Below are 21,372 nucleotides of genomic sequence, written 5' to 3' on the forward strand. Positions count from 1 at the left end.
CTATCGGTCTGCGCTGAGATTGCGTAGGAGATTCCCGACCGCCGCCAGAAGGCCGCAAGCCCAACAAGCCAAGCCGTCCCCAACCCACCCGGCCCCCAAAAATCCTCCTCTCGCCCCCTTTCCGTTAAAATCCAAGGTTTAGCACTTTGCTCCACGGCCACCTCGCGCGCCCCGGCGCCCGCGGCGCGGCCTCCATGCCCGAAAGGCACTTCATGCTCACGTTTCAGCAAATCATCCTGACGCTGCAATCCTATTGGGACAAGCAGGGTTGCGCGCTGCTCCAGCCTATCGATATGGAAGTCGGCGCAGGGACCTCCCACGTCCACACGTTCCTGCGCGCGATCGGCCCCGAGCCGTGGCGCGCCGCCTACGTGCAGCCGTCGCGCCGCCCCAAGGACGGCCGCTATGGCGAGAACCCGAACCGTCTGCAGCACTACTACCAGTACCAGGTGGTGTTGAAGCCGGCGCCGGAAAACATCCTCGACCTGTACCTCGGCTCGCTCGAAGCGCTCGGTTTCGACCTGAAGCAGAACGACGTGCGCTTCGTGGAAGACGACTGGGAAAACCCCACGCTCGGCGCCTGGGGTCTCGGCTGGGAAGTCTGGCTGAACGGCATGGAAGTCACCCAGTTCACCTACTTCCAGCAAGTGGGCGGTCTGGACTGCAAGCCCGTGCTCGGCGAAATCACTTACGGGCTCGAGCGTCTCGCCATGTACCTGCAGAAGGTCGAGAACGTCTACGACCTGGTCTGGACGGAGTGGGAAGAGCAAGGCCCGAACGGTCCTGAACTGCGCCGCCTGTCGTACGGCGACGTGTATCACCAGAACGAAGTCGAGCAGTCCACCTACAACTTCGAGTACGCCAACACCGAACTGCTGTTCTCAATGTTCAACAGCTACGAAGCCGAAGCGAAGCGCATGATGGAAGTGCCGCTCGCGCTGCCGGCCTACGAACTGGTGCTGAAGGCCGGCCACACGTTCAACCTGCTGGACGCGCGCGGCGCAATCTCGGTGACGGAACGTGCGGCGTATATCGGCCGCATTCGTAACCTGTCGCGCCAGGTGGCGCAGGCTTACTACGAATCGCGCGAGAAGCTCGGCTTCCCGATGCTCGGCAATCCGGTCCACGGTGTGCCCGGCCTCACGACCGACGAACAGGACGCCGCGATGCCCGCCTGGGCGCCGCCGCTCAAAGTCGAACGCAAGATCGACCCGGACTGACGAGAACACGAACAGATGACTCATCCCCAACACGCCACCCTCCTCGTCGAACTGCTGACCGAGGAATTGCCGCCCAAGGCGCTCGCGCGTCTCGGCGACGCTTTCGCCGAAGGTATCGCCCAGCACCTCGCGGCGCGCGACCTGATCGAAGGCGAGCTGTCGTTCGAACGCTACGCCACGCCGCGCCGTCTCGCGGTCACCATCAAGAATGTGCGCAGCGTCGCGCCGGAAAAGCACGTGCGCGAAAAAGTGCTTCCGGTTTCGGTCGCGCTGGACAAAGACGGCCAGCCCACCGCGCCGCTCGCCAAGAAACTCGCCGCGCTCGGCTTTCCTGACTTCCAGGTGAGCGATCTCGAACGTGCCTCCGACGGCAAGGCCGACGCCTTCTTCCTGCGCTACGCCGCACCGGGCGCGACGCTCGTGGAAGGCCTGCAAGCCGCGCTCGACGAAACGCTGAAAGTCGCGAAGCTGCCCATTCCAAAGGTCATGACGTACCAGCGTCCGGACGGCACCAACATCCAGTTCGTGCGTCCGGCGCAGCGCCTGACCGCCTTGCACGGCGAACAGATCGTGCCGGTCTCCGCGCTCGGCATCGACGCGGACGACACCACGCTCGGCCATCGCTTCCTCTCCGAAGGCTTCGTGCAGATCCAGCACGCCGACAGCTACGCTGAGACGCTGCGTCACAAGGGCCGTGTGGTGGCGAGCTTCGCGGACCGCAAGGAAACCATTCGCTCGCATCTGCTCGCGCAGGCTGAGGGCGACCAGGTGGTGATGCCTGAAGCGCTGCTCGACGAGGTGACTTCGCTGGTCGAATGGCCGGTGGTCTACACCTGCCGCTTCGAGGACGAGTTCCTGCAAGTACCGCAGGAATGTCTGATCCTGACGATGCAGACCAACCAGAAATACTTCGCGCTAACCGACGCCGCCGGCAAGCTGCGCTCGCGCTTCCTGATCGTCTCGAACATCGAGACGGCAACGCCGGGCGATATCGTCGAAGGCAACGAGCGCGTGGTGCGCCCACGTCTGGCCGACGCAAAGTTCTTCTTCGAGCAGGACAAGAAGAAGCCGCTCGCCGAACGCGTGCCGCTGCTCGCGAACGTCGTGTATCACAACAAGCTCGGCTCGGCGCTGCAACGCGTCGAACGTGTCGAAGCGCTGGCCGGGGCGATTGCCGCGCTGCTGGGCGCAGATGTCGCGCTCGCCAGGCGCGCCGCGCTGCTGGCCAAGGCCGACCTGATCACCGACATGGTCGGCGAATTCCCCGAGCTGCAAGGCACGATGGGCACGTACTACGCGCGCCACGACGGCGAGCCGGAAGAAGTTGCGCTGGCGTGCACGGAACACTATCAGCCGCGCTTCTCCGGCGATGCCTTGCCGGTCACGGCAACCGGCACCGTCGTCGCACTGGCCGACAAGCTCGAAACGCTGGTAGGCATCTGGGGCATCGGTCTGCAACCGACCGGCGAGAAAGATCCGTTCGCACTGCGGCGTCATGCGCTCGGCGTGCTGCGGATCCTCGTGGAAAAGCAGTTGCCGGTCGACCTCGTCGAACTGCTGCGCACCGCTTACGCGCAATTCGCTGCGGTACCGAACGTCGCCGATTCGACCCAGGCCATCTACGAATTCTGCATGGACCGCCTGCGCGGTCTGCTGCGCGAGCGCGGCTATTCCGCAGGTGAAATCGACGCCGTGCTGGCGCTGAACCCCACGCGCCTGAACGACATCGTCGCGCGTCTCGATGCCGTGCGCGAATTCTCGGCGCTCAGCGAAGCGGCCTCGCTCGCCGCGGCGAACAAGCGCATTTCGAACATCCTGAAGAAATCGGATGGCGCACCGGTGGGCGGCGTGCAACCCGCCTTGCTGATCGAAGCGGCAGAAAAAGCGCTTTACGCGCAGCTCGAACAGGTGGCGCCGCGCGTCCAGTCGCAACTGTCCGCGCACGACTACACAGGCGCGCTGACCGCGCTGGCTGCGTTGCGCGAACCGGTCGACACGTTCTTCAACGACGTGATGGTCAACGCCGAAGATCCGGCGTTGCGCGCGAACCGTCTGGCCTTGCTCGGCGCACTGCATCAGCAGATGAACTGCGTCGCGGACATCTCCAGACTAGCCGCGTAAGCTCATCCAGAATCAGCGACTCAAACAAGCGCCCCACCAAACCGACGAACCATGCCGACACCTCCCAAAAAAGTCGTTGTCCTCGACCGCGACGGCGTGATCAACGTCGACTCCGACGCGTTCATCAAGTCGCCGGACGAGTGGGTCGCGCTGCCCGGCAGTCTCGAGGCGATCGCGCGGCTGAATCAGGCCGGCTATCGCGTCGCGATCGCGACGAACCAGTCGGGCATCGGGCGTGGTCTGTTCGACATGAACGCGCTCAACGCGATGCATCTGAAGATGCACCGCATGGTCGCGGCAGTCGGCGGCCGCATCGACGCCGTGTTCTTCTGCCCGCACACGGCCGAAGATCACTGCGAGTGTCGCAAGCCGAAGCCCGGCATGCTGAAGATGATCGTCGAGCGTTTCGAAGCGGATCCGTACAAGACACCGCTGGTGGGCGACTCGCTGCGCGACCTGCAGGCAGGTGCGGCGCTCGGCTTCCCGGCGCATCTGGTGTTGACCGGCAAGGGCCGCAAGACGCTCGCCGCGGGCGGCCTGCCTGAAGGCACCAAGGTCCACGACGACCTGCGCGCCTTCGCGCTCGACTTTCTCTCCACAGAACAAGATTGACGCGGCCCGCGCGCGTCCTTAACCCTGACCTCCCCCGCCGATGCGCTTCCTCCGTTCGCTGTTGCTGCTGATCTACCTGGTGGTCTACACGATCCCCTACGCGATCGCCTGCTTCCTCGCCTTCCCCTTCATGCGCGCCGAACGCCGCTACTGGATGGCGGCCGGCTGGTGTTCATCGACACTCGCGGTGGTGCGCCGGCTCAACGGCATCGACTACCGCATCGAAGGTTTCGAGAATCTGCCTGACGGCCCGGCCGTGCTGCTCTCCAAACACCAATCGGCCTGGGAGACGCTCGCGTTCCCCGCCCTGATGCCGCGGCCGCTGTGCTACGTGTTCAAGCGCGAACTGCTGTACGTGCCGTTTTTCGGCTGGGCGCTCGGCTTGCTGAAGATGGTCCACATCAACCGCAAGGACGGCAAGTACGCGTTCGAATCCGTCATCAAGCAAGGCAAGGCGCGCATGGAAGAAGGCGCCTGGGTCATCATGTTTCCGGAAGGTACCCGCACACGCACCGGCACGCAGGGCAAGTACAAAACCGGCGGCGCGCGCTTCGCCGTGGCCACCGGTGCGCCCGTGGTGCCGATCGCGCACAACGCAGGGCGCGTATGGCCGCGCAACTCGTTTCTCAAATATGCGGGTATAGTCACAGTGTCGATCGGCAAGCCGATCGACACGAAGGGGCTCACACCCGATGAAGTGAACACGCGCGTCGAAACGTGGATCGAAGCCGAGATGCGTCGCATTGATCCTGCCGCCTATCGTGCTGCGGATAGCACGCCCGCCGCCGCCCGAATCTGACGCGCCCACGACCTCGCTGGCGTTGTTACGCCAGCGCGTATTGCGCGAAGCCGAAAACCGATGCAGAAGTCTCCTACGCCGCAGCCCGCTGCGGCGCTCGATAGCCGGCAACTCGATCTGCCGCTCTTCGCCGAGCCGGCAATCCCGCCGTCCACGCCGCCTTCATCGCAGAAGCCGGACGCGGCCCGCGCGCCCGACGGCTCGAAATTGCGCAGCCTGACGCTCGGCACGCAAACCCTTCATTACCAGCTCAAACGTTCGTCACGCCGCTCGATCGGTTTTGCGATCGACAGCAGCGGGCTGATGATCACCGCACCACGTTGGGTCACGCTGGCGGACATCGAGACCGCCATCAGCGAGAAGCAGCGCTGGATCTTCACGAAGCTGATCGAATGGCAAACCCGTGTCGAGCAGCGCGCGCTGCCGCGCGTCGACTGGAAGGACGGCGCCCAGGTGCCGTATCTCGGCCAGCCGGTCCGCGTCACACTGGGCGCGCCGCGCGGCACGCTCGCGTTCGATGCCGCACAAGCCGCACTCGCCCTGCCGTTGCCGCTGCAAGCCGATCCGCAGCAGATCAAGGATCGCGTGCAGGGTTGGCTGCAAGGCGAAGCCAAGCGCCTGTTCGGTGAGCGCCTAGCGATTTACGCGGAGAAGCTGGGGGTGAATTATCGCGCCTATGCGCTGTCGTCAGCGGCCACGCGTTGGGGCAGTTGTTCGAGCGACGGCAAGATCCGCCTCAACTGGCGGCTGATTCACTTCCCGCTGTCGATCATCGATTACGTCGTCGCGCACGAACTCGCACATCTGCGCGAGATGAATCACAGCCCGCGTTTCTGGCAGACGGTCGAATCGATCTTTCCGGAATTCCGCGAAGCGCGGCAGACGCTCAAGCATCATCCGCCCGAGTTGTTGCCGACCTTGTGAGGCCAAAGCGGTGCATGAAGCAAAAAAAGCGTCTTGTGAAAAGACGCTTTTTTTCGCCATGCCGCTCACTCCGTGCAGAAGGTTTCCTGCAGATGCCGCCACTGCACCTTGCCGTGCGCGTCCATTTCCAGCACCGCAGTGGAGCGCCGCAGATTGCGACGCGCCTCACCGTCCGACTGCCGTTCGTGATACGTCACGACCGCGCCGCCCGGATACTGCGTAACGATTGTGCTGTCGGTGATCTGGATGGCGAAGTCCGGCCGCTGCCCGCCATGCTGCGCGAAAATCTCGCGCAGCGTCGGCCAGTCCAGCGTTCCACCGTTCGGCAGGATCATCGAGAAATGCGGCGCAAAATGCGCCATCAAACGATCGAGCGCACCCGCTTGCGCCGCGCCGCTGTACCACGCCTCAACCTCGGCGTTGACGGCCTGGATTTCTTCGAAGTAGGGATTCGCGTCACTCATCGCTCATGTCCGTGATTGCCGCCGGCGAAAACCATCGCAGCGCGCACCGCGCTCGCGAAGGTTATTTTTTCTTCTGGATGAATTCGATCTTGTAGCCGTCCGGATCGGTCACGAACGCGATCACGGTGGTGCCGTGCTTCATCGGACCTGCCTCGCGTACAACCGTACCGCCTTGCGCCTTGATCTTGTCGCAGGCGGCGTAGGCGTCTTCGACCTCCACGGCAAGGTGGCCGAAGCCGGTGCCGAGATCGTACGATTCGGTGTCCCAGTTGTGCGTGAGTTCGAGGACGGTGCCGTCGCTCTCGTCCTCATAGCCGACGAAGGCCAGCGTGAACTTGCCTTCCGGATAGTCGTGGCGGCGCAGCAATTTCATGCCGAGCAATTCGGTGTAGAACTTGATGGAACGGTCCAGGTTGCCCACCCGGAGCATGGTGTGTAGAAGGCGCATCGTGTACTCCCCGTTGCTTGATGTCGAGGACGTAAATGTACCCGGAATCGCTCAACATTGCTGGCAGCCCGACGGGTTCACCGGCCCGTCGGGCGCTTGCGCAACCGCGCTGTCAGGTGGATTTGCGCGCCTCGTCGCGCAACATGCGCCGCAAGATCTTGCCGACGTTGGTCTTCGGCAACTCCGTGCGAAACGCAATGAACCTGGGCCGCTTGTAACCGGTGAGCTGTTCCTTGCAGAAAGCGAAAATGTCCGTTTCAGTCAGATCTGGATCGCGCTTGACGATGAAGAGCTTGACCACTTCGCCCGCCAGTTCGTCCGGCACACCGACCGCAACCACTTCGAACACGCCCGGATGTCTGGCCACCACGTCCTCGATCTCATTCGGGTAGACGTTGAAGCCCGACACCAGAATCATGTCCTTCTTGCGATCGACGATCTTCACGAAGCCGGCTTCGTCCATCACCCCGACGTCGCCCGATTTGAAGAAGCCATCCGGCGTCATGGCGCGCGCGGTTTCGTCGGGGCGATTCCAGTAGCCGGCCATCACCTGCGGACCGCGAATGCAGATTTCACCGGGCTGGCCGAGCGGCAACTCGTTGCCGGCGTCGTCGCGAATCGATATCTCCGTGGACGGCAGCGGCAAGCCGACCGTGCCGCTGAACGACGTGGCCGTGGGCAGGTTGGTGGTGGCGCATGGCGAGGTCTCCGACAGCCCGTACCCTTCGACAATCGGCACACCCGTCGCCGCTTGCCAGCGTTGCGCGACCGCTTGCTGCACCGCCATGCCACCACCCGTGCTCTGCACCAGCTTCGAGAAGTCGAGGGTGGCAAACGCCGGGTCGTTGAGCAGCGCGTTGTACATCGTGTTCACGCCGGGAAACGAATTGATCGCGTAGCCGCGCAGCGTCTCGATCATGCCGGAGATGTCGCGCGGATTCGGAATCAGGACACCCATGCCACCGCAACGCATCGTCAGCAAGGCACAGACGGTCAAGCCGAAGATGTGGTACAGCGGCAGCGCGACAGCGGTGATGTACTGGCCGATATCGCTGCGATGACGGTAAGCCGGCTCGCGCCACACCTCGGATTGCACGATGTTGGCAACCAGATTGCGATGCAGCAATGTCGCGCCCTTCGACACGCCTGTCGTGCCGCCCGTGTACTGCAGCACGGCGACCTCGTCAGCGGCGATCCGCACCGGCGTGAAGCCCGCTTCGGCGCCGCGAACGAAGGCGTCGGCCAGGCTCACGCGAGAGGGCGAGGGCGACGCGCCTTCGCCGACCGCCGGGTCGTCAGCAAGACATAGCACCGCCCCCATCATCTCGTCAATCGATGTCACCACCACATGCCGCACTGCCGTACGCGCCTGCACGGCTTGCAAAGCGGCCGTGAACGTGTCGAGTATGACAATCGCCTCGGCCCCGCTATCGTTCAACTGATGTTCGAGTTCGCGCGGCGTGTAAAGCGGATTCACGTTCACCACGACATAACCCGCGCGCAGAATCCCCGCGATCGCCACCGGATACTGCAGCAGGTTCGGCAGCATCACGGCAATCCGCGTGCCGCGCGCGAGACCCTGCGCCTGAAACCAGCCCGCGAGGTAGCGCGACTGGCCGTCGAGTTCCGCGTAGCTCAGCTCACGCCCCATGCAGACGAAAGCGCGGGCCGCCGCGTGCTCGCGAAAGCTGCGCTCGAGCAGATCCGCGACGGAGCCGATTTGCGTCGTATCGATCTCCGTCGGCACGCCAGGCGGATAGGACTTCAACCAGATCTTTTCCATCTCCTCCATCCCTCCTTGTGCAGGTTCGCGGAAACTAGCGGCCCGCGAGCGCCGGCATGCGCCGCGCCGGCCGGTCGAAACTGTCGAAGAATGCACGCAATTGCTCGCGCGTGCCGCGTTCCAGCGCAATCGCACCGCTTTCGAGGCCAGCCGGCAACTGCGCGGCGATATCGCGCAGCAGTCCATACAAAGTTGCCGTGTCGAGCGCGAGTTGCAGATCCGCTGTCGCCGGCGCCCGCTCATGGACCTGCAACACGCCGCGGCGCAGTTCGAGCGCGTAGGCCTCGTCGCGATCGGCAATGCGGAACACCAGTGTGGCATGCAGATCGGCGCAGCGGGCCGGATCGATGCACACGCTGAAGCGCTGGAACACATTGCGCAACGGCTGGGCGCGCAACACGTCGGTGGACGCCAGGCTCGCGCTGCCCGCAAACGGTAGATCCTCGTAGGCGCGTTCGAGTTCACGCGCCGCGCTCAGGTACCAGTTGCGCCAGTTGGTGTTCTCCGTACGATAGCCCAGTTCGCGCAGCGCCTCGGCCTTGATGCTGCGGGCGTCGGCATCGTCGATGTCGAGCCGCACCAGCAACGTCGCCAGTTCGGCGGCCCAGCGCCAGTCGCCATCGCCGAGCGCGACCCGCGCGGCGGCGCGCACCGTGTCCGTGCCGCCCATCATCTCGACCGTGCGGCGCGCGCGTTCGCCGCGCGGCAACGGATCGAGCGAGGCCGGATCGCCGTCGAACCAGCCGAGTTGCCCCGAATACACCTGACGCACCGAATGCTTCACCGTACCGTAGTACTCGCCGAGCCACGCATGCTGCGCGAGATGCGGCGGCAAGGCGGGAATCGCTTCCGCGAGTTCGTCCGGCGTCATGCCGAAGTTCATGTGGCGAATCGTCTGATCGTGGATGAACTGGATAGCGTCGCGATACACCGTCAGCACCTCCGCGACCGCCGTGGCGCCCGACACCGGCCGGCCGTGCGCCGGCACCATGTGGACGGCGCCGAAGCCGCGCATCATGTCGATGGTCTGGTACCAGCGCACCGGATCGCGATAGCGCGTGCCACGCAGCGTATGGACGTTCGCGAGACACTCGCCCTGGATCACTTCCGCCGACAGCAGCACACCGAGATCCGGCAGCCACATCACGATCTCGTCGTCCGCTTCGGACGGCGCGTAGCGGAACTGGAAGCGCACGCCGGCCAATTCGATATCGAGCGCGTCGTCGAACACACGCGTGGGCGCGAAGAAGCTCGCCGGCTCGGCGATCAGCACCGGCCCGATCCCGGCGTTGACCTTGCCGGTCGCGCCGGCGGGCAGCAGCGTACCGAAGCTGTACGCGGAACGGGTGGCGAGAATCGGCGCGACCAGGTTGGCGTTGTTGATCACGGTGTCCATCAGCGTGCGGTGGGCGATGATCTCGACCCGCCCCGCTTCGAGCGCGGCTTCGTCGACGAAAGCGCGCACGCCGCCGGTGTGATCCGTGTGGTTATGCGTGTAGACCACTGCCTTCACCGGCAATCCGGCGTGACGCGGATCGATCGCACAAAAGTCTTCGTAGATGCGCTTCGCCGCCGACACCGCTTCCGTTGCATCCACCACCACGATGCCGTCGTCGCCGACCACGAAGATGATGTTCGCGATCGCGTAGCCCACCGCGCAATACACCCGTTCGGCCACGCGGTAGATGCGCTGCGCCATCCGGCGCGAGTGTTCCGTGAGACGCGGCGGCACCGTCGGCGCGGCAATCGCGAAGGCGAGATTGACGCCGGCATCGAAGGCGACGTCAAGCGGCTCGCCGACATGCGGCGCATCGAAGGCAGGATTGCGAACAGTCGCGGGGCAACAACGGGTCATGCAGTGTCTCCTCGAAGAAAGCTGGCCGCGTCGATCGGCAGCCGGCCTTTAAAAATCGGAAACGGAATTCTTATTCCGTTTTTTGCTTAAAAAAATCAGCCGCCGGGCAGCCCGAGGCAGCGGCGAAATGCCGTCTGCAGCCACGGACGCAAGCGGCGGCTCGCGAGCGACAACGGCCCCGGATCGTTGAGGATGCTGTTCACCAGCAGGCCATTGATCATCTGGACCGACGCGCGCACTTCGAAGTCGAGCGCCGCCGCTTGCGAAGCGGGCGCACCGCGCGCCGCAAGCAGGGCATCGACGAGGCGCGGCGCGAGCAGCGCCAGCACTTCGCGATTGGCCTCCTTGGCCGCGTCCCAGCTCGGCTTGAGCTGCGAGGAGCGCAGCAGCGAGGCGTGATAAAGCCCGCGATTGCGCCGGAACACCAGCACGTAGAAGGCCACCACAGCGTCGGCGAGCGCGCCGGCATCGTTGGAGCGCCACACCGGATCGCGCACGAGAATCTCGCGCACGTAGTCAAGCCCTTCGGCCATCACCCGGTCCTGCACCACCTCGAAAAAGGCATCCTTGTTGTCGAAGCGGCGGTAGAACGCACCAATCGAAGTGCCCGCGCGTTCGACGATATCGTTGATGGACAGATCGTCGAGATTGCCGCTCGCCTCGATCAACTCACGCCCGGCTTGCAGCATGTTCGCGAGGCCGACCTGACTGCGGGTCTGACGCGGTGCCGCGATGGCGGAGGAGGATTCGCGCTTGCGAAGAGGCGTGCTTGTCATGCGGCTTTCAACATCGTGTCAAGGCTGAGGGGCGCGGTGCGCGCTATTCGGGCTGCCGGCTGAGGCAAACGCAGGACAGGCCCGGGCGCAATTCGCAATTCAAGGCAAGGCTGCGGCAAAGCAAAACCCAAACCCGCAACCTCAAAATCGGAATCTGGATTCCGGATCGTCGTGGATCAGCCTGGCTTTGTCAACCGCACTCAGGGTAAATCCTGAATCGGCGCGTCGGCATGCAACAGGTGCTGTGCTGCGCGATTGGCCTCGGCCATGATCTGCTCGGTCAGCGCCAGCGCCGAACTGGCCGCGGGCGACGGTGTGCGCTCCGCGAGGTACACGAGCGCGAATTCGAGGCTCAGCTTCGGCGGGTTGGTCAGCGGGATGCGCGCCAGCCGTCGCATCTCGAGATCGCGCCGCACCGACGAACCGGTGGCGAACAACACGGCATCCGTCTGCGCCACGACGTCCTTCAGTACGGCGACGTCGTTGCACTCCACCTGCAACGGAATCTGCTCGTGAGCGCGGTATTTCAGCAAGCGATGCAGCGCGTCCTTCATGAACGCGGGCAACGTCACCGACACCAGCGGAAAGTCGCGCAAGGCCGCAAGCGGCACGGCCCCGCGTGCCAGCAGCGGGTGTCCGGGGCGTGCAAACCACGCGCCGTCGTGGCGCGGCAAGCGCTGCAGCGTGACATCCGGCGTCACGGGCGGCACCCGGCGGTCCGTCACCAGGAAGTCGATCTGCTCCGCGCGCAGCTTGCCGATCAGCGCGTCGCCCTCGCCCAGTTCGATCGAGACTTTGATCTTCGGAAAGCGCCGCGAAAACTCCACCAGCAGATCGGGCAGCAGCACGACCGCCGGATAGGGACCGAGTCCGATGCGCACCTCGCCAAGTTCATGGGCCTTAAGCAGTTCGACGTCGCGAAACAGGCAGCGCGTCTCGAACAGCACACGGCGCGCCCGCTCGACCAGCAGCCGCCCGGCCGCGGTCATCGCCACGCCGCGCGCGGCGCGGTCGAACAGCTTCATGCCCAGTTCGTCTTCCAGCGCCTGAATGCTGCGGCTAAGCGCGGGCTGGCTCAGATGGACACGCTCAGCGGCGCGCGCGAAGCTGCCCTCTTCCGCCAGCGCAATCAGGTGGGTGAGTCGGCGTGAATTGATCTCATGCATGTTTTGCAAGGTTCCAATAACCAGATTGCACTTGAATAATTCCCTTATACCACCTCAAATGGGCGAACATTTGCCTATGCCGGACGGCAGCACGACCGCAAAGGTCGCACAAAACCAATTCAGGAGACAGGGTTTGCTCATCTCGCCGTACCTCGCAGTGCACGCCCGCGGCGCGCCGTCATCCCGGGCACCCTCAGGAGTATTGAATGTTTGAGGCAGAAGGTTCAAGGTTTGCCGGAGCAACCGCGACGCCCCCCGTTTCCACGGTTCCGCTGGAGCGCTCGCGGTCGCGCCGCTGGGTCATCGTCGCCTCGCTGTTCCTGTTCATGCTGATCAACTTCGCGGACAAGGCCGTCCTCGGTCTCGTCGCAGTCCCGATGATGCACGACATGCAACTGACGCACGCCCAGTTCGGCCTCGTCGGCAGCGCGTTCTTCGTGCTGTTTTCGCTGTCGGGCATCGCGGTGGGCCTGTTCGCCGATCGCGTCAGCATGAAATGGCTGCTGGCTGCGCTTGCATTGACGTGGACTTGCGCGCAGTTGCCGCTCGCGTGGCCGAGTAGTTTCGCAGTCCTGCTGCTTTGCCGCATCCTGCTCGGCGCAGGCGAAGGACCGGCCTCGCCGCTTGCGCTGCACGTGGTCTACACCTGGTTCGACGATCGCGAGCGTAACCTGCCCACCACGATTGTTCAGCAAGGTGCAACGGCGGGGGTGATCGTTGCAGGACCGCTGCTCACCTACATCTCGCAACGCTGGCATTGGCACGCTACGTTCCTCACGCTCGGCGTGGTGGGCGCCGCGTGGACCGTGCTGTGGTTGTGCGTCGGCAAAACCGGGCACCGTGCGCGCAGCGTGCCGTCGCTCGCCGCCGCGGCGAATGGGCAAGCGCGGCTGCGCTATCGGACCCTGCTCTCCGATCGCACCGTGATCGGCGTGATGCTGCAATGCTTCGTAGGCTATGCGGTGATTGCCGTCGGCTTCACCTGGGTGCCGGCGTATTTCCGGCTCGGTCTTGGCTTTCCCGCCACCCAGGCCGGCTGGCTGTTCGCGGCGCAGGTGGCCACGCAGATTCCGGTCGGCATCGCGCTGGCGCTGTTCTCGCATCGCCAGCTCAAACGCGGCGTGCCGTCGCGGCGCGCGCGCGGCGCCCTCATCAGCACCGCCTGTGTGGCAAGCGGCCTGGCTTATTGCGTGCTGTTTCTCGGCGTGCCGCCGTACGTCAAGGTCGCGTTGATGGGACTGGCCAGCGCACTGGCCATCCAGACGTTCACATTCGGGCCGATGCTGGTGGCGGAAGTCGCGCCCTCGGGGCAGCGCGGCGCATTGCTCGCGATCACCAATTCGATCACCACCACGGCCGGACTGATCGGGCCGTTCGCCATGGGCAAGCTGCTCGGCGCGGCCGGCGACAGCCATGCCTACGAGACCGGCTTCGCGGTGACCGGCGCGCTGCTGCTGGCGGTGGGCGTCGCCGGCTTCGCGCTGCTCGATCCGCAACGCTCACGGCGCAGGCTCGATGCGTTGCAGTAATGTGCCGGGCCGCTGCATAAGCGGGCGGATTAGCGAGTAAGTGTGCGGATGAGCCGGCCGTGTCCACTTGCCTACTGGCACACGCAGAAGACCACTGCACACGATCCCCCTCGGGCGACGCTCCAACGCATTTACGTGTTGCGTCCCGCTCATACGTTGCCTATTCTGATTCTCACCACGCGCGGCATCCTCTCGAATCAGCGCCCCAAGAGGCGTCTCTGCAAATCAGCGAACCCCACGGGCAGTGACCGCCGGCTGCTCCTCACGGAGGAACGTATGCGCCGAGCAAGCTCGCCATGGGTACCGAGACGCCTCTTCGAAGCCATTCCTTCCGCAGTGGGTCTCCTGATCCTGCTGCGCGCGCAGCCAGCCTTAGCGGGCTGCGACAACGACACGCCCGCTACCGGTCAGACCGTCACGTGCAGCAGCACGATCCCACCCAATCCCTCCAGCACGCCAATCGCAGCGACAACAGGCAGTACTAACGTTTCAGTAAACGTACTACTCGGAGCCACGCTCACCATTAATGGAAACAATGGCATCCTCGTGTACGACCGCAGCACAGTCACCAACCTCGGGACGCTAACCGTCACCGGCGACAACGTGAACGGCATCTCGGCCCAGGGCAGCGGTGCCGGTCTTGACGTTCTGACCAACCGCGGCTCGATCGTGACGAGCGGCAACGCGTCGGTAGGGATGTTCAACAGCGCCCCGGCGGTCACGATGCTCAACGACACGGGCGGCACCATTCAGACGAGCGGCACGACGGCCCATGCGATGGCCGATCTGTCGACCACCGGCAGCGGCGCCTTGACGAACAACGGCCGGCTCTCGACGACGGGTGCAGGATCGGCCGGCATGGCGACGTTCGCCAACAACGATACGCTCGTCAACAACGGCACGATCACCACCACGGGCGCCGCAGCTCCTGGTGTGCTGGCGCAGGGCAGCGTGGGCAATAACGTGCTGACGAACAACGGCACGATCAATGTGTCGGGTGCCAGTTCGGACGGCATCGTGTCGAATGACGCGTCGCCGGGCGTCATCACGAACACCGGCTCGGTCACATCGAGCGGTGGCCTCGGCGCCTACATCGCAGGCAAGGTGACCCTCAACAACGCGGCAGGCGCACGCATCGTGAGTCAGCAGTCCAACGGCGTCGATGCGAACGGCGGCGGCATCTTCAACAACGCCGGCACGATCTCCGCGCAACTGGTCACGCTTTCGTTCGCCGGCGGAAGCCCGACCATCAACAATAGCGGCACGCTCCAGTCGCTCACCACCGAGGCCATTGCCATGAACGGCCCGTACGACGTGGTGATCAACAACACCGGCACCATCGAGGGCGGCAATGGCCGCGCCATCTACACCGACACCGGCAACGACACGCTCAACTGGAGCGCCGGCACGATCACGGGCTTCGTGCGACTCGGCACGGGCCACGACACCGCAACGCTGACCGGCCTCACCGACACCAACCTCGCCGGCGTGCCACTCTTCGCAGGCGGCAACGTCTCCAGCGTCCTCAACTTCAACGGCACCCAGGCGAGCGGATTGAGCCGCTTCACGAACTGGTCGACCATCAACGCGACCAACGGCAGCCAGCTCACGCTCGACGACAACGGTCTGACGCTCGGCAATAGCGGCACCCTGACGGGCACGCTGACGCTCGATTCAACCAGCACCCTGTTCGCCGGCGGTCTGGGCGACCCCGCGATCACCCCGGCGGTGAGCGGCCAGCTTGTCACCGTCAGCAACGCGGGCACGATCGACCTCACCAACGGCGGCACCAGCACGACCGATGCGCTGGTGGTGAACGGCAACTACGTGGGGCTCAACGGCAAGCTGCTACTGCAAAGCGTGCTGAACGGCGACGGCTCGGCAAGCGACAAACTGGTGATCGTACAAGGCACCGGCTCGGGAAAGACAACGCTCGGGATTACTAACGTTGGCGGGACGGGCGCGGCGACGCTCACGAACGGCATCATGGTCGTGCAGGCCACCGACGGCGCGACGACGACCCCAGGTGCGTTCACGCTGCCGAAGCCGCTGGTTGCAGGCGCCTACACGTACTACCTGTTCAAAGGCGGAGTAAGCGCCGGGACGGCCGACAACTGGTATTTACGTTCGAGCCTCGCGGCAGCGCCTACGCCTACGCCAACGCCGACTCCAACACCCACGCCAACGCCCGGCCCGCTCGCCGCCGGCGGCACCCCGTCCCTGCCCGCCGCGCCGCCGGCCGGCTCGGCACCCGTGCCGCTCTACCGGATGGAAGTGCCGGTCTACGCGGAAGTCCCTGAGCTCGCCCGGGCTCTCGGTATCGAGCAGATCGGCACGTTCCACGACCGTGAGGGCGCGCAGTCCCTCTTGAACGAGACCGGCGCGCTACCGGCCTCGTGGACACGCGTCTGGGGCGAGCATGCCACGCTGAGCAACGGCGGCGCCGTCGGTCCGGAGTTCAGCGGCACGCTCGGGGGGGTGGAGATCGGCCAGGATCTCTACGCCGATGCGACGCCGGGCGGTCAGCGCAACCACTACGGCTTCATCCTCGGCTTTGCCCGCGCGCAGGGCGATGTGAGCGGCTTCGCGCTCGGCTTTCCGAACCTCGCGGCGGGACACCTGTCGATCGACGCCTACAGCGCCGGCGGCTACTGGACCCACGTCGGCCCCGGCGGCTGGTACACCGACACCGTCCTGATGGGCAGTTCGCTCACCATCAGCCCGATGTCCTACGAGAATATCGGCGCCTCGACGCATGGCTCCGCCGAAACCGCCTCCTTCGAAGCCGGACTGCCGATCCCCCTGCCGGCCAATCTGCGCATCGAGCCGCAAGCGCAACTGATCTGGCAGCACACCTCAATCAACGATCTCGACGACGGCATTTCGAGCGTGTCGTTTCACGCCGCGAACGGTGTAACCGGCCGCCTCGGACTGCGGCTCGAAGGACAGTTCGAAGGCGCGGGCACGGTCTGGGAGCCCTATCTGCGCGCCAATCTGTGGCGCTACTTCAACGGCACCGACGAGGTGAGCTTCGCCGGCACCACCACCCTGCCGACCACGGTCCCCGCGACGGCAGCCGAGTTCGGCCTCGGCATCGCGGCGCGTTTGAGCGTGCACGGCAGCGTGTACGCGTCTGCCGGCTATACGACCAACGTGAACGGTGCGCATCGCAGCGTCGCCGAGGGGAACGCCGGGGTACGCTGGAGCTGGTGACCGCCTGACGCCGACGCGCACGGCGAATCGTGGCGTCCCCTTTGAACACACGCGCACGATGGGGTCATCGAACCCGCCGCGTGCCGGGTTTGTTATCGTACGGCGGAGACAGACACCACCTTCGAGACAATGAGCACCACCGCCGCCCTGCCCGCGCGCCGCGCCCCCGACGGCTTCGCCATCCTGACGATGATCGCGCTATGCGCCATCTGGGGCCTCCAGCAGGTCGCCATCAAAAGCACCAATACCTTTCTGCCGCCGGTGTTCCAGGCCGGACTGCGCTCGGCTATTGCCGCGGTGTTGGTGTGGGGCTGGGCGCGCGCCCGCAGCACACCGCTGTTTCGCGACGACGGCACGCTCGGCGCCGGACTGCTCGCGGGCATGCTGTTCGCCAGTGAGTTCGTGTGCATTTTTCTGGGCCTGACGCTGACCAGTGCATCGCGCATGGCGGTGTTTCTCTACACCGCGCCGTGCTTCACGGCCCTGGGGCTGCACTGGTTCGTCGACGGCGAGCGGATGCGGCGCATCCAGTGGGCCGGCATCATCGTCGCCTTCGCGGGCATGACGCTCGCCTTCGCCGACGGCTTCGCGCGAGCGCGCGGCGATATCCACGGCTCGATGCTCGCCGGCCTGACGGGTGACGCGCTGGGCGTGCTAGGAGGGGTCGCGTGGGCTGCGACGACGGTCGTGGTACGTGCCACCCGCCTCGCCCACTCGAGCGCCAGCAAGACGCTGTTTTACCAGTTGGCGGTGTCGGCGGTGGTGTTGCTCGCGCTTGCGGCGGGGCTGGGTCAGGTCAAGGTAGCAGTGCTGACGCCGATCGCGCTGGTGAGCCTCGCCTACCAGGCGGTGGTCGTCGCGTTCGTCAGCTATCTGATCTGGTTCTGGCTGCTGACGCGCTACATTGCGTCGCGCCTGTCGGTGTTCTCGTTTTTGACGCCGCTGTTCGGCGTCACGTTCGGGGTGTTGCTGCTCGGCGAATCGTTCAGCCTGCGGTTCCTGCTCGCCGCGCTGCTGGTGCTCGTCGGCATTGCGCTCGTCAACGCTCCGGCGCAACGGCGGTCGGCATAACGGTTAGGCTGACGCGGCCGGCGCTCAGTCCTGTGCGGCTTCGGGCCTGGCGCCGCGCGGCGCCGCGCCGGCCACGATCTGCGCGACCTTCACGTATTCGGCCACCGGCACATCCTCGGCGCGGCGTTGCAGGTCGAAGCCCAGCGCCTCGAAATCCACCCGGTCGCGAAACGCCGCCAGCGTATTGCGCAACATCTTGCGCCGCTGCGAGAACGCCGCGGTCACGACCTCGCCGAGCACACGTTCGTCGACCTCGGGCAGTTCGTGCGGCGCAAACGGAATCATCCGCACGATCGCCGAATCGACCTTGGGCGGCGGCTGAAAGGCCTCGGGTGGGACGTCCAGCTGCTTGTCGATGACGTAGCGGTACTGCAGCATCACCGATAACCGGCTGAATGCCTTGCTGCCGGGCTCCGCCACCATCCGCTCCACCACCTCGTTCTGCAGCATGAAGTGCTGGTCGATCACGCAGTGGGCGAACGCAGTGAGATGGAACAGCAGCGGGCTCGAAATGTTGTACGGCAGATTGCCGACAATCCGCAGCGTGGGCTTGCCTTCGGAGGCGCTCGATGCATCGGATGCAGCCAGCGAGGCGAAATCGAAGTCGAGCGCGTCGCCCGAATGCAGCTCCAGCAGGTCGCCGAATTTCTTCTTCAGACGCACGATCAGATCGCGATCCAGCTCGACCGCATGCAGCGGCGACTCAGGCGTAGCGAGGCGCTCGATCAGCGGCTCGGTGAGCGCGCCGAGACCCGGCCCGATCTCGACCATGCGTTCGCCGCGCTGCGGACGAATCACGTTGACGATCGAATCGATCACGCCCATATCGACCAGAAAATTCTGTCCGAAACGCTTGCGCGCGAAATGGCCCTGGTGCTGTCTGCTGGTGGACATCGAAAGACGCTACAAAAAAGGAACGGAAAAAATCAGGCGGCGCGACGGTGGCGCGCCATCGAGACGGCGGTGTCGATCGCGGCAATCAGGCTGCCCGCATCCGCGCGGCCGGTGCCGGCGAGGTCGAGCGCCGTGCCGTGATCGACGGAAGTGCGGATGATCGGCAGCCCGAGCGTGACGTTGATGCCTTCGCCGAAGGTCGCGTATTTCAGGACCGGCAGGCCCTGATCGTGGAACATCGCGAGCACGCAGTCGGCTTCGGTCAGATAACGCGGCTGGAACAGCGTATCGGCCGGATAAGGGCCGCGCGCGTCGATGCCCGCGCCGTTCGCCTGCTGCAAGGCGGGCGCGATCACATCGATTTCCTCGTGCCCCAGATAACCGTTTTCGCCCGCATGCGGGTTCAGGCCGGTCACGAGAATACGCGGCGCCGGCAAGCCGAAATGGTGGCGCAGGTCGTGGTCGATGATGCGCAGCGTCTCGACGATGCTCCCGATCGTCAGCGCCGCCGCCACATCCTTCAAAGGCAGGTGCGTGGTGGCCAGCGCGACCCGCAGCGGCCGTTGGCCGGTGCCGGCCAGCATCATCACCACATGCGGCGTGTGGGTGCGCTCGGCGAGATACTCGGTGTGGCCGGTGAACGGCACGCCGGCATCGTTGATGGTGCTCTTTTGCAGCGGTGCGGTGACGATGCCGTCGAACTGGCCGGCCAGCGCGCCGTCGATGGCGCTATCCAGCAGATTCAGCACGTAACGGCCGTTGGCCGCGTCGAGCTTGCCCGCTTGCGAGGGCACGCCGAGCGGCTCATGCTGCACGCGCACCCGGTTGTGGCCCGGCCCCGACAAGGCCGCCCAGTCCACGCCGACCGCCTGGGCGCGCGCGGCGAGCAAGGCCGCATCGCCCAGCACGGTGAACTGCGCATCGGGCCAGTGGGCCGCCGCCCCCGCCAGCGCCTGCACGGTCAGCTCGGGACCGACGCCGGCGGGCTCGCCGGTCGTGATCGCGATCTGCAGCGGGGCGTGGGACGGTTGGGCAGCGCTCGTCATGATGCTTATTGCAGGCTCGGCTTGCCGACCTTGACGTCGATATAAGCCGTATCGCGCAACTCACGCAGCCAGTCTGCGTAGGCCTGCTCCGCCTTGCGTTGGCCGATGGCCTGGCGCGCCAGATCCATCTGCTGCGCCACCGAGCCTTCCGCTTCGCGGCGGCCCAGCACCTGGATCAGGTGGTAGCCGTATTCGCTGCGCACCGGCTCGCTGATCTGGCCGTCCTGCAGGCTGTTCATGGCACGCTCGAATTCCGGCACGGTCTCGCCCGGGCTGATCCAGCCGAGGTCGCCACCTTGCGATGCCGAACCGTCCTGCGAATAGGTGCGGGCAAACTTGGCGAAGTCGCCGCCTTCGGAGATTTCGCGCTTGATTTCAAGCAGCTTCTGACGCGCCGCCGGTTCCGACATGTTGTCGCCGACGCGCAGCAGGATGTGGCGCACGTGGGTTTGCGTGAGGTGGGTCGAATCGCTGCTCGCCGCACCTTGACCGGCGCGACGCTCGACGAGACGCATGATTTCGAAGCCGTCCGCGGTGCGGATCAGATCCGGGTTCACTTCGCCCGGACGCAGCGTCGCCGCTGCCTTGACCAGCTCAGGCGCCAGTTGCGAGGTGGACTGGAAGCCCATGTCGCCGCCCTTCGAAGCGTCGGCCGCCTGCGAATCCGACTTGGCGAGCTTCTCGAACTTCGTGTCGCCGCTCGTCGCCTGCTTGAGGATGCCCTGAGCCTTCTGCTCGGCCGCGACGATGTCGCTCTCCGTGGCATTGGCCGGCACCTTCACGAGAATATGCTCGAGGTGCAGGTCGCTCGTCAGACCGACATTCGGTCCACGCTGGCTGGCAATGTAGTTCGCCACTTCAGCGTCCGACACCGTCACCTTGCTGTCCACTTCCTTCTCGCGCAGACGCGACAGGATCAGTTCCGTGCGGGCGTCGCGCTCGAACGTGGACCAGGGCACGCCCTGAGCCTCGATCTTCGAACGGTACACGTCGAGCGGCAGGTTGTTGGCCGCCGCGAGCCGTTCGAGCGTCTTCTGCACCGCGGCGTCGTCGACGGTGATGTTGTCTTCCTTGGCCCGTTGCAACTGAATGCGTTCCAGCACCATCTGGTTCAGCACCTGCTGGCGCAGCTGGTCGCTGGGCGGAATCGGTGCGTTTTGCTGCTGCAGACGGCGAGAGATCAGGCCGACGCGTTCGTCGAGCTCGCGCTGCGTGATCACGCCGTCATTGACCACCGCGGCGATCGTGTCGACCGTCTGGCCATTGCTGGCGGCCGCCTGGGTCTGCCGCGCAGCCGCGTTGGGAAGATCTTGCGCCTGTGCTGGCGCGACCGACAGGAAAGAGGCCGCAGCGGCGAGACCGGCCGCGAGCGATGCCAAGCGAAGCTTTTTCATGATTCCCACAGATACTCCAATGATGTCGGGCGCGCCCCGCCCGTCTTTGCGCATTTT

17 protein-coding genes are annotated in these 21,372 nt (G+C 65.2%); 8 read left to right on the plus strand and 9 right to left on the minus strand.

Annotation, left to right across the window (positions count from 1 at the left end; translation table 11 throughout):
* The first annotated feature begins 212 nt into the window (after positions 1-212).
* Genes glyQ through BUS12_RS28785 form a run of 5 tightly spaced genes read left to right on the plus strand, consistent with a single transcriptional unit; the run spans position 213 to position 5,676 of the window.
* Positions 213-1,220 (plus strand): glycine--tRNA ligase subunit alpha, encoded by a 1,008-nt coding sequence (gene glyQ / locus BUS12_RS28765; RefSeq protein ID WP_074300756.1) that lies wholly within the window; start codon positions 213-215, stop codon positions 1,218-1,220.
* 15 nt (positions 1,221-1,235) lie between these two features.
* Positions 1,236-3,341 (plus strand): glycine--tRNA ligase subunit beta, encoded by a 2,106-nt coding sequence (glyS, locus tag BUS12_RS28770; RefSeq protein ID WP_074300757.1) that lies wholly within the window; start codon positions 1,236-1,238, stop codon positions 3,339-3,341.
* A 51-nt stretch (positions 3,342-3,392) separates the two neighbouring features.
* Positions 3,393-3,953 carry a D-glycero-beta-D-manno-heptose 1,7-bisphosphate 7-phosphatase gene (gmhB, locus tag BUS12_RS28775; protein WP_074300758.1) on the plus strand — a complete coding sequence of 187 codons (561 nt, stop codon included), beginning with the start codon at positions 3,393-3,395 and terminating at the stop codon, positions 3,951-3,953.
* Positions 3,954-3,993: 40 nt separating this feature from the next.
* Positions 3,994-4,752 (plus strand): lysophospholipid acyltransferase family protein, encoded by a 759-nt coding sequence (locus BUS12_RS28780; RefSeq protein WP_074300759.1) that lies wholly within the window; start codon positions 3,994-3,996, stop codon positions 4,750-4,752.
* 60 nt (positions 4,753-4,812) lie between these two features.
* Positions 4,813-5,676, plus strand: coding sequence for a M48 family metallopeptidase (locus tag BUS12_RS28785; RefSeq protein WP_074300760.1), 864 nt, complete (start codon positions 4,813-4,815; stop codon positions 5,674-5,676).
* Positions 5,677-5,741: 65 nt separating this feature from the next.
* Here the strand turns inward: BUS12_RS28785 and BUS12_RS28790 are convergent, their stop codons facing one another.
* The 6 genes from BUS12_RS28790 to BUS12_RS28815 form a co-directional block, all read right to left on the minus strand.
* Complete coding sequence (locus BUS12_RS28790; RefSeq protein WP_074300761.1) at positions 5,742-6,140, minus strand: DUF4440 domain-containing protein; 399 nt, start codon at positions 6,138-6,140, stop codon at positions 5,742-5,744.
* Positions 6,141-6,201: 61 nt separating this feature from the next.
* The gene (gloA, locus tag BUS12_RS28795; RefSeq protein WP_074300762.1) at positions 6,202-6,588 is read right to left on the minus strand and encodes a lactoylglutathione lyase; all 387 of its coding nucleotides are present in this window, start codon (positions 6,586-6,588) and stop codon (positions 6,202-6,204) included.
* Between the two features lie 112 nt (positions 6,589-6,700).
* Positions 6,701-8,371, minus strand: coding sequence for a long-chain-fatty-acid--CoA ligase (locus BUS12_RS28800; protein WP_074301763.1), 1,671 nt, complete (start codon positions 8,369-8,371; stop codon positions 6,701-6,703).
* Positions 8,372-8,405: 34 nt separating this feature from the next.
* Positions 8,406-10,226 (minus strand): alkyl sulfatase dimerization domain-containing protein, encoded by a 1,821-nt coding sequence (locus BUS12_RS28805; protein WP_074300763.1) that lies wholly within the window; start codon positions 10,224-10,226, stop codon positions 8,406-8,408.
* A 95-nt stretch (positions 10,227-10,321) separates the two neighbouring features.
* A complete protein-coding gene (locus BUS12_RS28810; protein WP_074300764.1) occupies positions 10,322-11,002 on the minus strand; it encodes a TetR/AcrR family transcriptional regulator in 681 nt (226 codons plus the stop codon).
* A gap of 200 nt (positions 11,003-11,202) precedes the next feature.
* Positions 11,203-12,168: a LysR family transcriptional regulator gene (locus BUS12_RS28815; RefSeq protein ID WP_253190227.1), complete on the minus strand. Its 966-nt coding sequence runs from the start codon at positions 12,166-12,168 to the stop codon at positions 11,203-11,205.
* A gap of 206 nt (positions 12,169-12,374) precedes the next feature.
* Between BUS12_RS28815 and BUS12_RS28820 the strand changes: the two genes are divergently transcribed.
* The 3 genes from BUS12_RS28820 (at position 12,375) to BUS12_RS28830 (ending at position 17,981) form a co-directional block, all read left to right on the plus strand.
* A complete protein-coding gene (locus BUS12_RS28820; protein WP_083640657.1) occupies positions 12,375-13,697 on the plus strand; it encodes an MFS transporter in 1,323 nt (440 codons plus the stop codon).
* Between the two features lie 276 nt (positions 13,698-13,973).
* Complete coding sequence (locus tag BUS12_RS28825) at positions 13,974-16,910, plus strand: autotransporter family protein (RefSeq protein WP_143788488.1); 2,937 nt, start codon at positions 13,974-13,976, stop codon at positions 16,908-16,910.
* A 129-nt stretch (positions 16,911-17,039) separates the two neighbouring features.
* Entirely contained in the window at positions 17,040-17,981 is a 942-nt protein-coding gene (locus BUS12_RS28830; protein WP_074300766.1) for a DMT family transporter, read from the plus strand.
* Positions 17,982-18,005: 24 nt separating this feature from the next.
* Here the strand turns inward: BUS12_RS28830 and rsmA are convergent, their stop codons facing one another.
* Genes rsmA through BUS12_RS28845 form a run of 3 tightly spaced genes read right to left on the minus strand, consistent with a single transcriptional unit; the run spans position 18,006 to position 21,324 of the window.
* Positions 18,006-18,875, minus strand: coding sequence for a 16S rRNA (adenine(1518)-N(6)/adenine(1519)-N(6))-dimethyltransferase RsmA (gene rsmA / locus BUS12_RS28835; protein WP_074300767.1), 870 nt, complete (start codon positions 18,873-18,875; stop codon positions 18,006-18,008).
* A gap of 32 nt (positions 18,876-18,907) precedes the next feature.
* Positions 18,908-19,921, minus strand: coding sequence for a 4-hydroxythreonine-4-phosphate dehydrogenase PdxA (pdxA, locus tag BUS12_RS28840; protein ID WP_074300768.1), 1,014 nt, complete (start codon positions 19,919-19,921; stop codon positions 18,908-18,910).
* A 5-nt stretch (positions 19,922-19,926) separates the two neighbouring features.
* A complete protein-coding gene (locus BUS12_RS28845) occupies positions 19,927-21,324 on the minus strand; it encodes a peptidylprolyl isomerase (protein WP_074300769.1) in 1,398 nt (465 codons plus the stop codon).
* Between the last annotated feature and the right edge of the window lie 48 nt (positions 21,325-21,372).

Origin of the sequence: Paraburkholderia phenazinium (assembly GCF_900142845.1) — a bacterium.
In the GTDB taxonomy this organism is placed as follows: Bacteria; Pseudomonadota; Gammaproteobacteria; order Burkholderiales; family Burkholderiaceae; genus Paraburkholderia; species Paraburkholderia phenazinium_A.

Coding starts and splice junctions, on each gene's coding strand:
- BUS12_RS28820 (WP_083640657.1), top strand. CDS start 12,375: ATGTTTGAGGCAGAAGGTTCAAGGTTTGCCGGAGCAACCGCGACGCCC.
- gloA (WP_074300762.1), bottom strand. CDS start 6,588: ATGCGCCTTCTACACACCATGCTCCGGGTGGGCAACCTGGACCGTTCC.
- BUS12_RS28830 (WP_074300766.1), top strand. CDS start 17,040: ATGAGCACCACCGCCGCCCTGCCCGCGCGCCGCGCCCCCGACGGCTTC.
- BUS12_RS28805 (WP_074300763.1), bottom strand. CDS start 10,226: ATGACCCGTTGTTGCCCCGCGACTGTTCGCAATCCTGCCTTCGATGCG.
- BUS12_RS28815 (WP_253190227.1), bottom strand. CDS start 12,168: ATGCATGAGATCAATTCACGCCGACTCACCCACCTGATTGCGCTGGCG.
- BUS12_RS28790 (WP_074300761.1), bottom strand. CDS start 6,140: ATGAGTGACGCGAATCCCTACTTCGAAGAAATCCAGGCCGTCAACGCC.
- BUS12_RS28800 (WP_074301763.1), bottom strand. CDS start 8,371: ATGGAAAAGATCTGGTTGAAGTCCTATCCGCCTGGCGTGCCGACGGAG.
- glyQ (WP_074300756.1), top strand. CDS start 213: ATGCTCACGTTTCAGCAAATCATCCTGACGCTGCAATCCTATTGGGAC.
- pdxA (WP_074300768.1), bottom strand. CDS start 19,921: ATGACGAGCGCTGCCCAACCGTCCCACGCCCCGCTGCAGATCGCGATC.
- BUS12_RS28780 (WP_074300759.1), top strand. CDS start 3,994: ATGCGCTTCCTCCGTTCGCTGTTGCTGCTGATCTACCTGGTGGTCTAC.
- gmhB (WP_074300758.1), top strand. CDS start 3,393: ATGCCGACACCTCCCAAAAAAGTCGTTGTCCTCGACCGCGACGGCGTG.
- rsmA (WP_074300767.1), bottom strand. CDS start 18,875: ATGTCCACCAGCAGACAGCACCAGGGCCATTTCGCGCGCAAGCGTTTC.
- BUS12_RS28825 (WP_143788488.1), top strand. CDS start 13,974: ATGCGCCGAGCAAGCTCGCCATGGGTACCGAGACGCCTCTTCGAAGCC.
- BUS12_RS28785 (WP_074300760.1), top strand. CDS start 4,813: ATGCAGAAGTCTCCTACGCCGCAGCCCGCTGCGGCGCTCGATAGCCGG.
- glyS (WP_074300757.1), top strand. CDS start 1,236: ATGACTCATCCCCAACACGCCACCCTCCTCGTCGAACTGCTGACCGAG.
- BUS12_RS28810 (WP_074300764.1), bottom strand. CDS start 11,002: ATGACAAGCACGCCTCTTCGCAAGCGCGAATCCTCCTCCGCCATCGCG.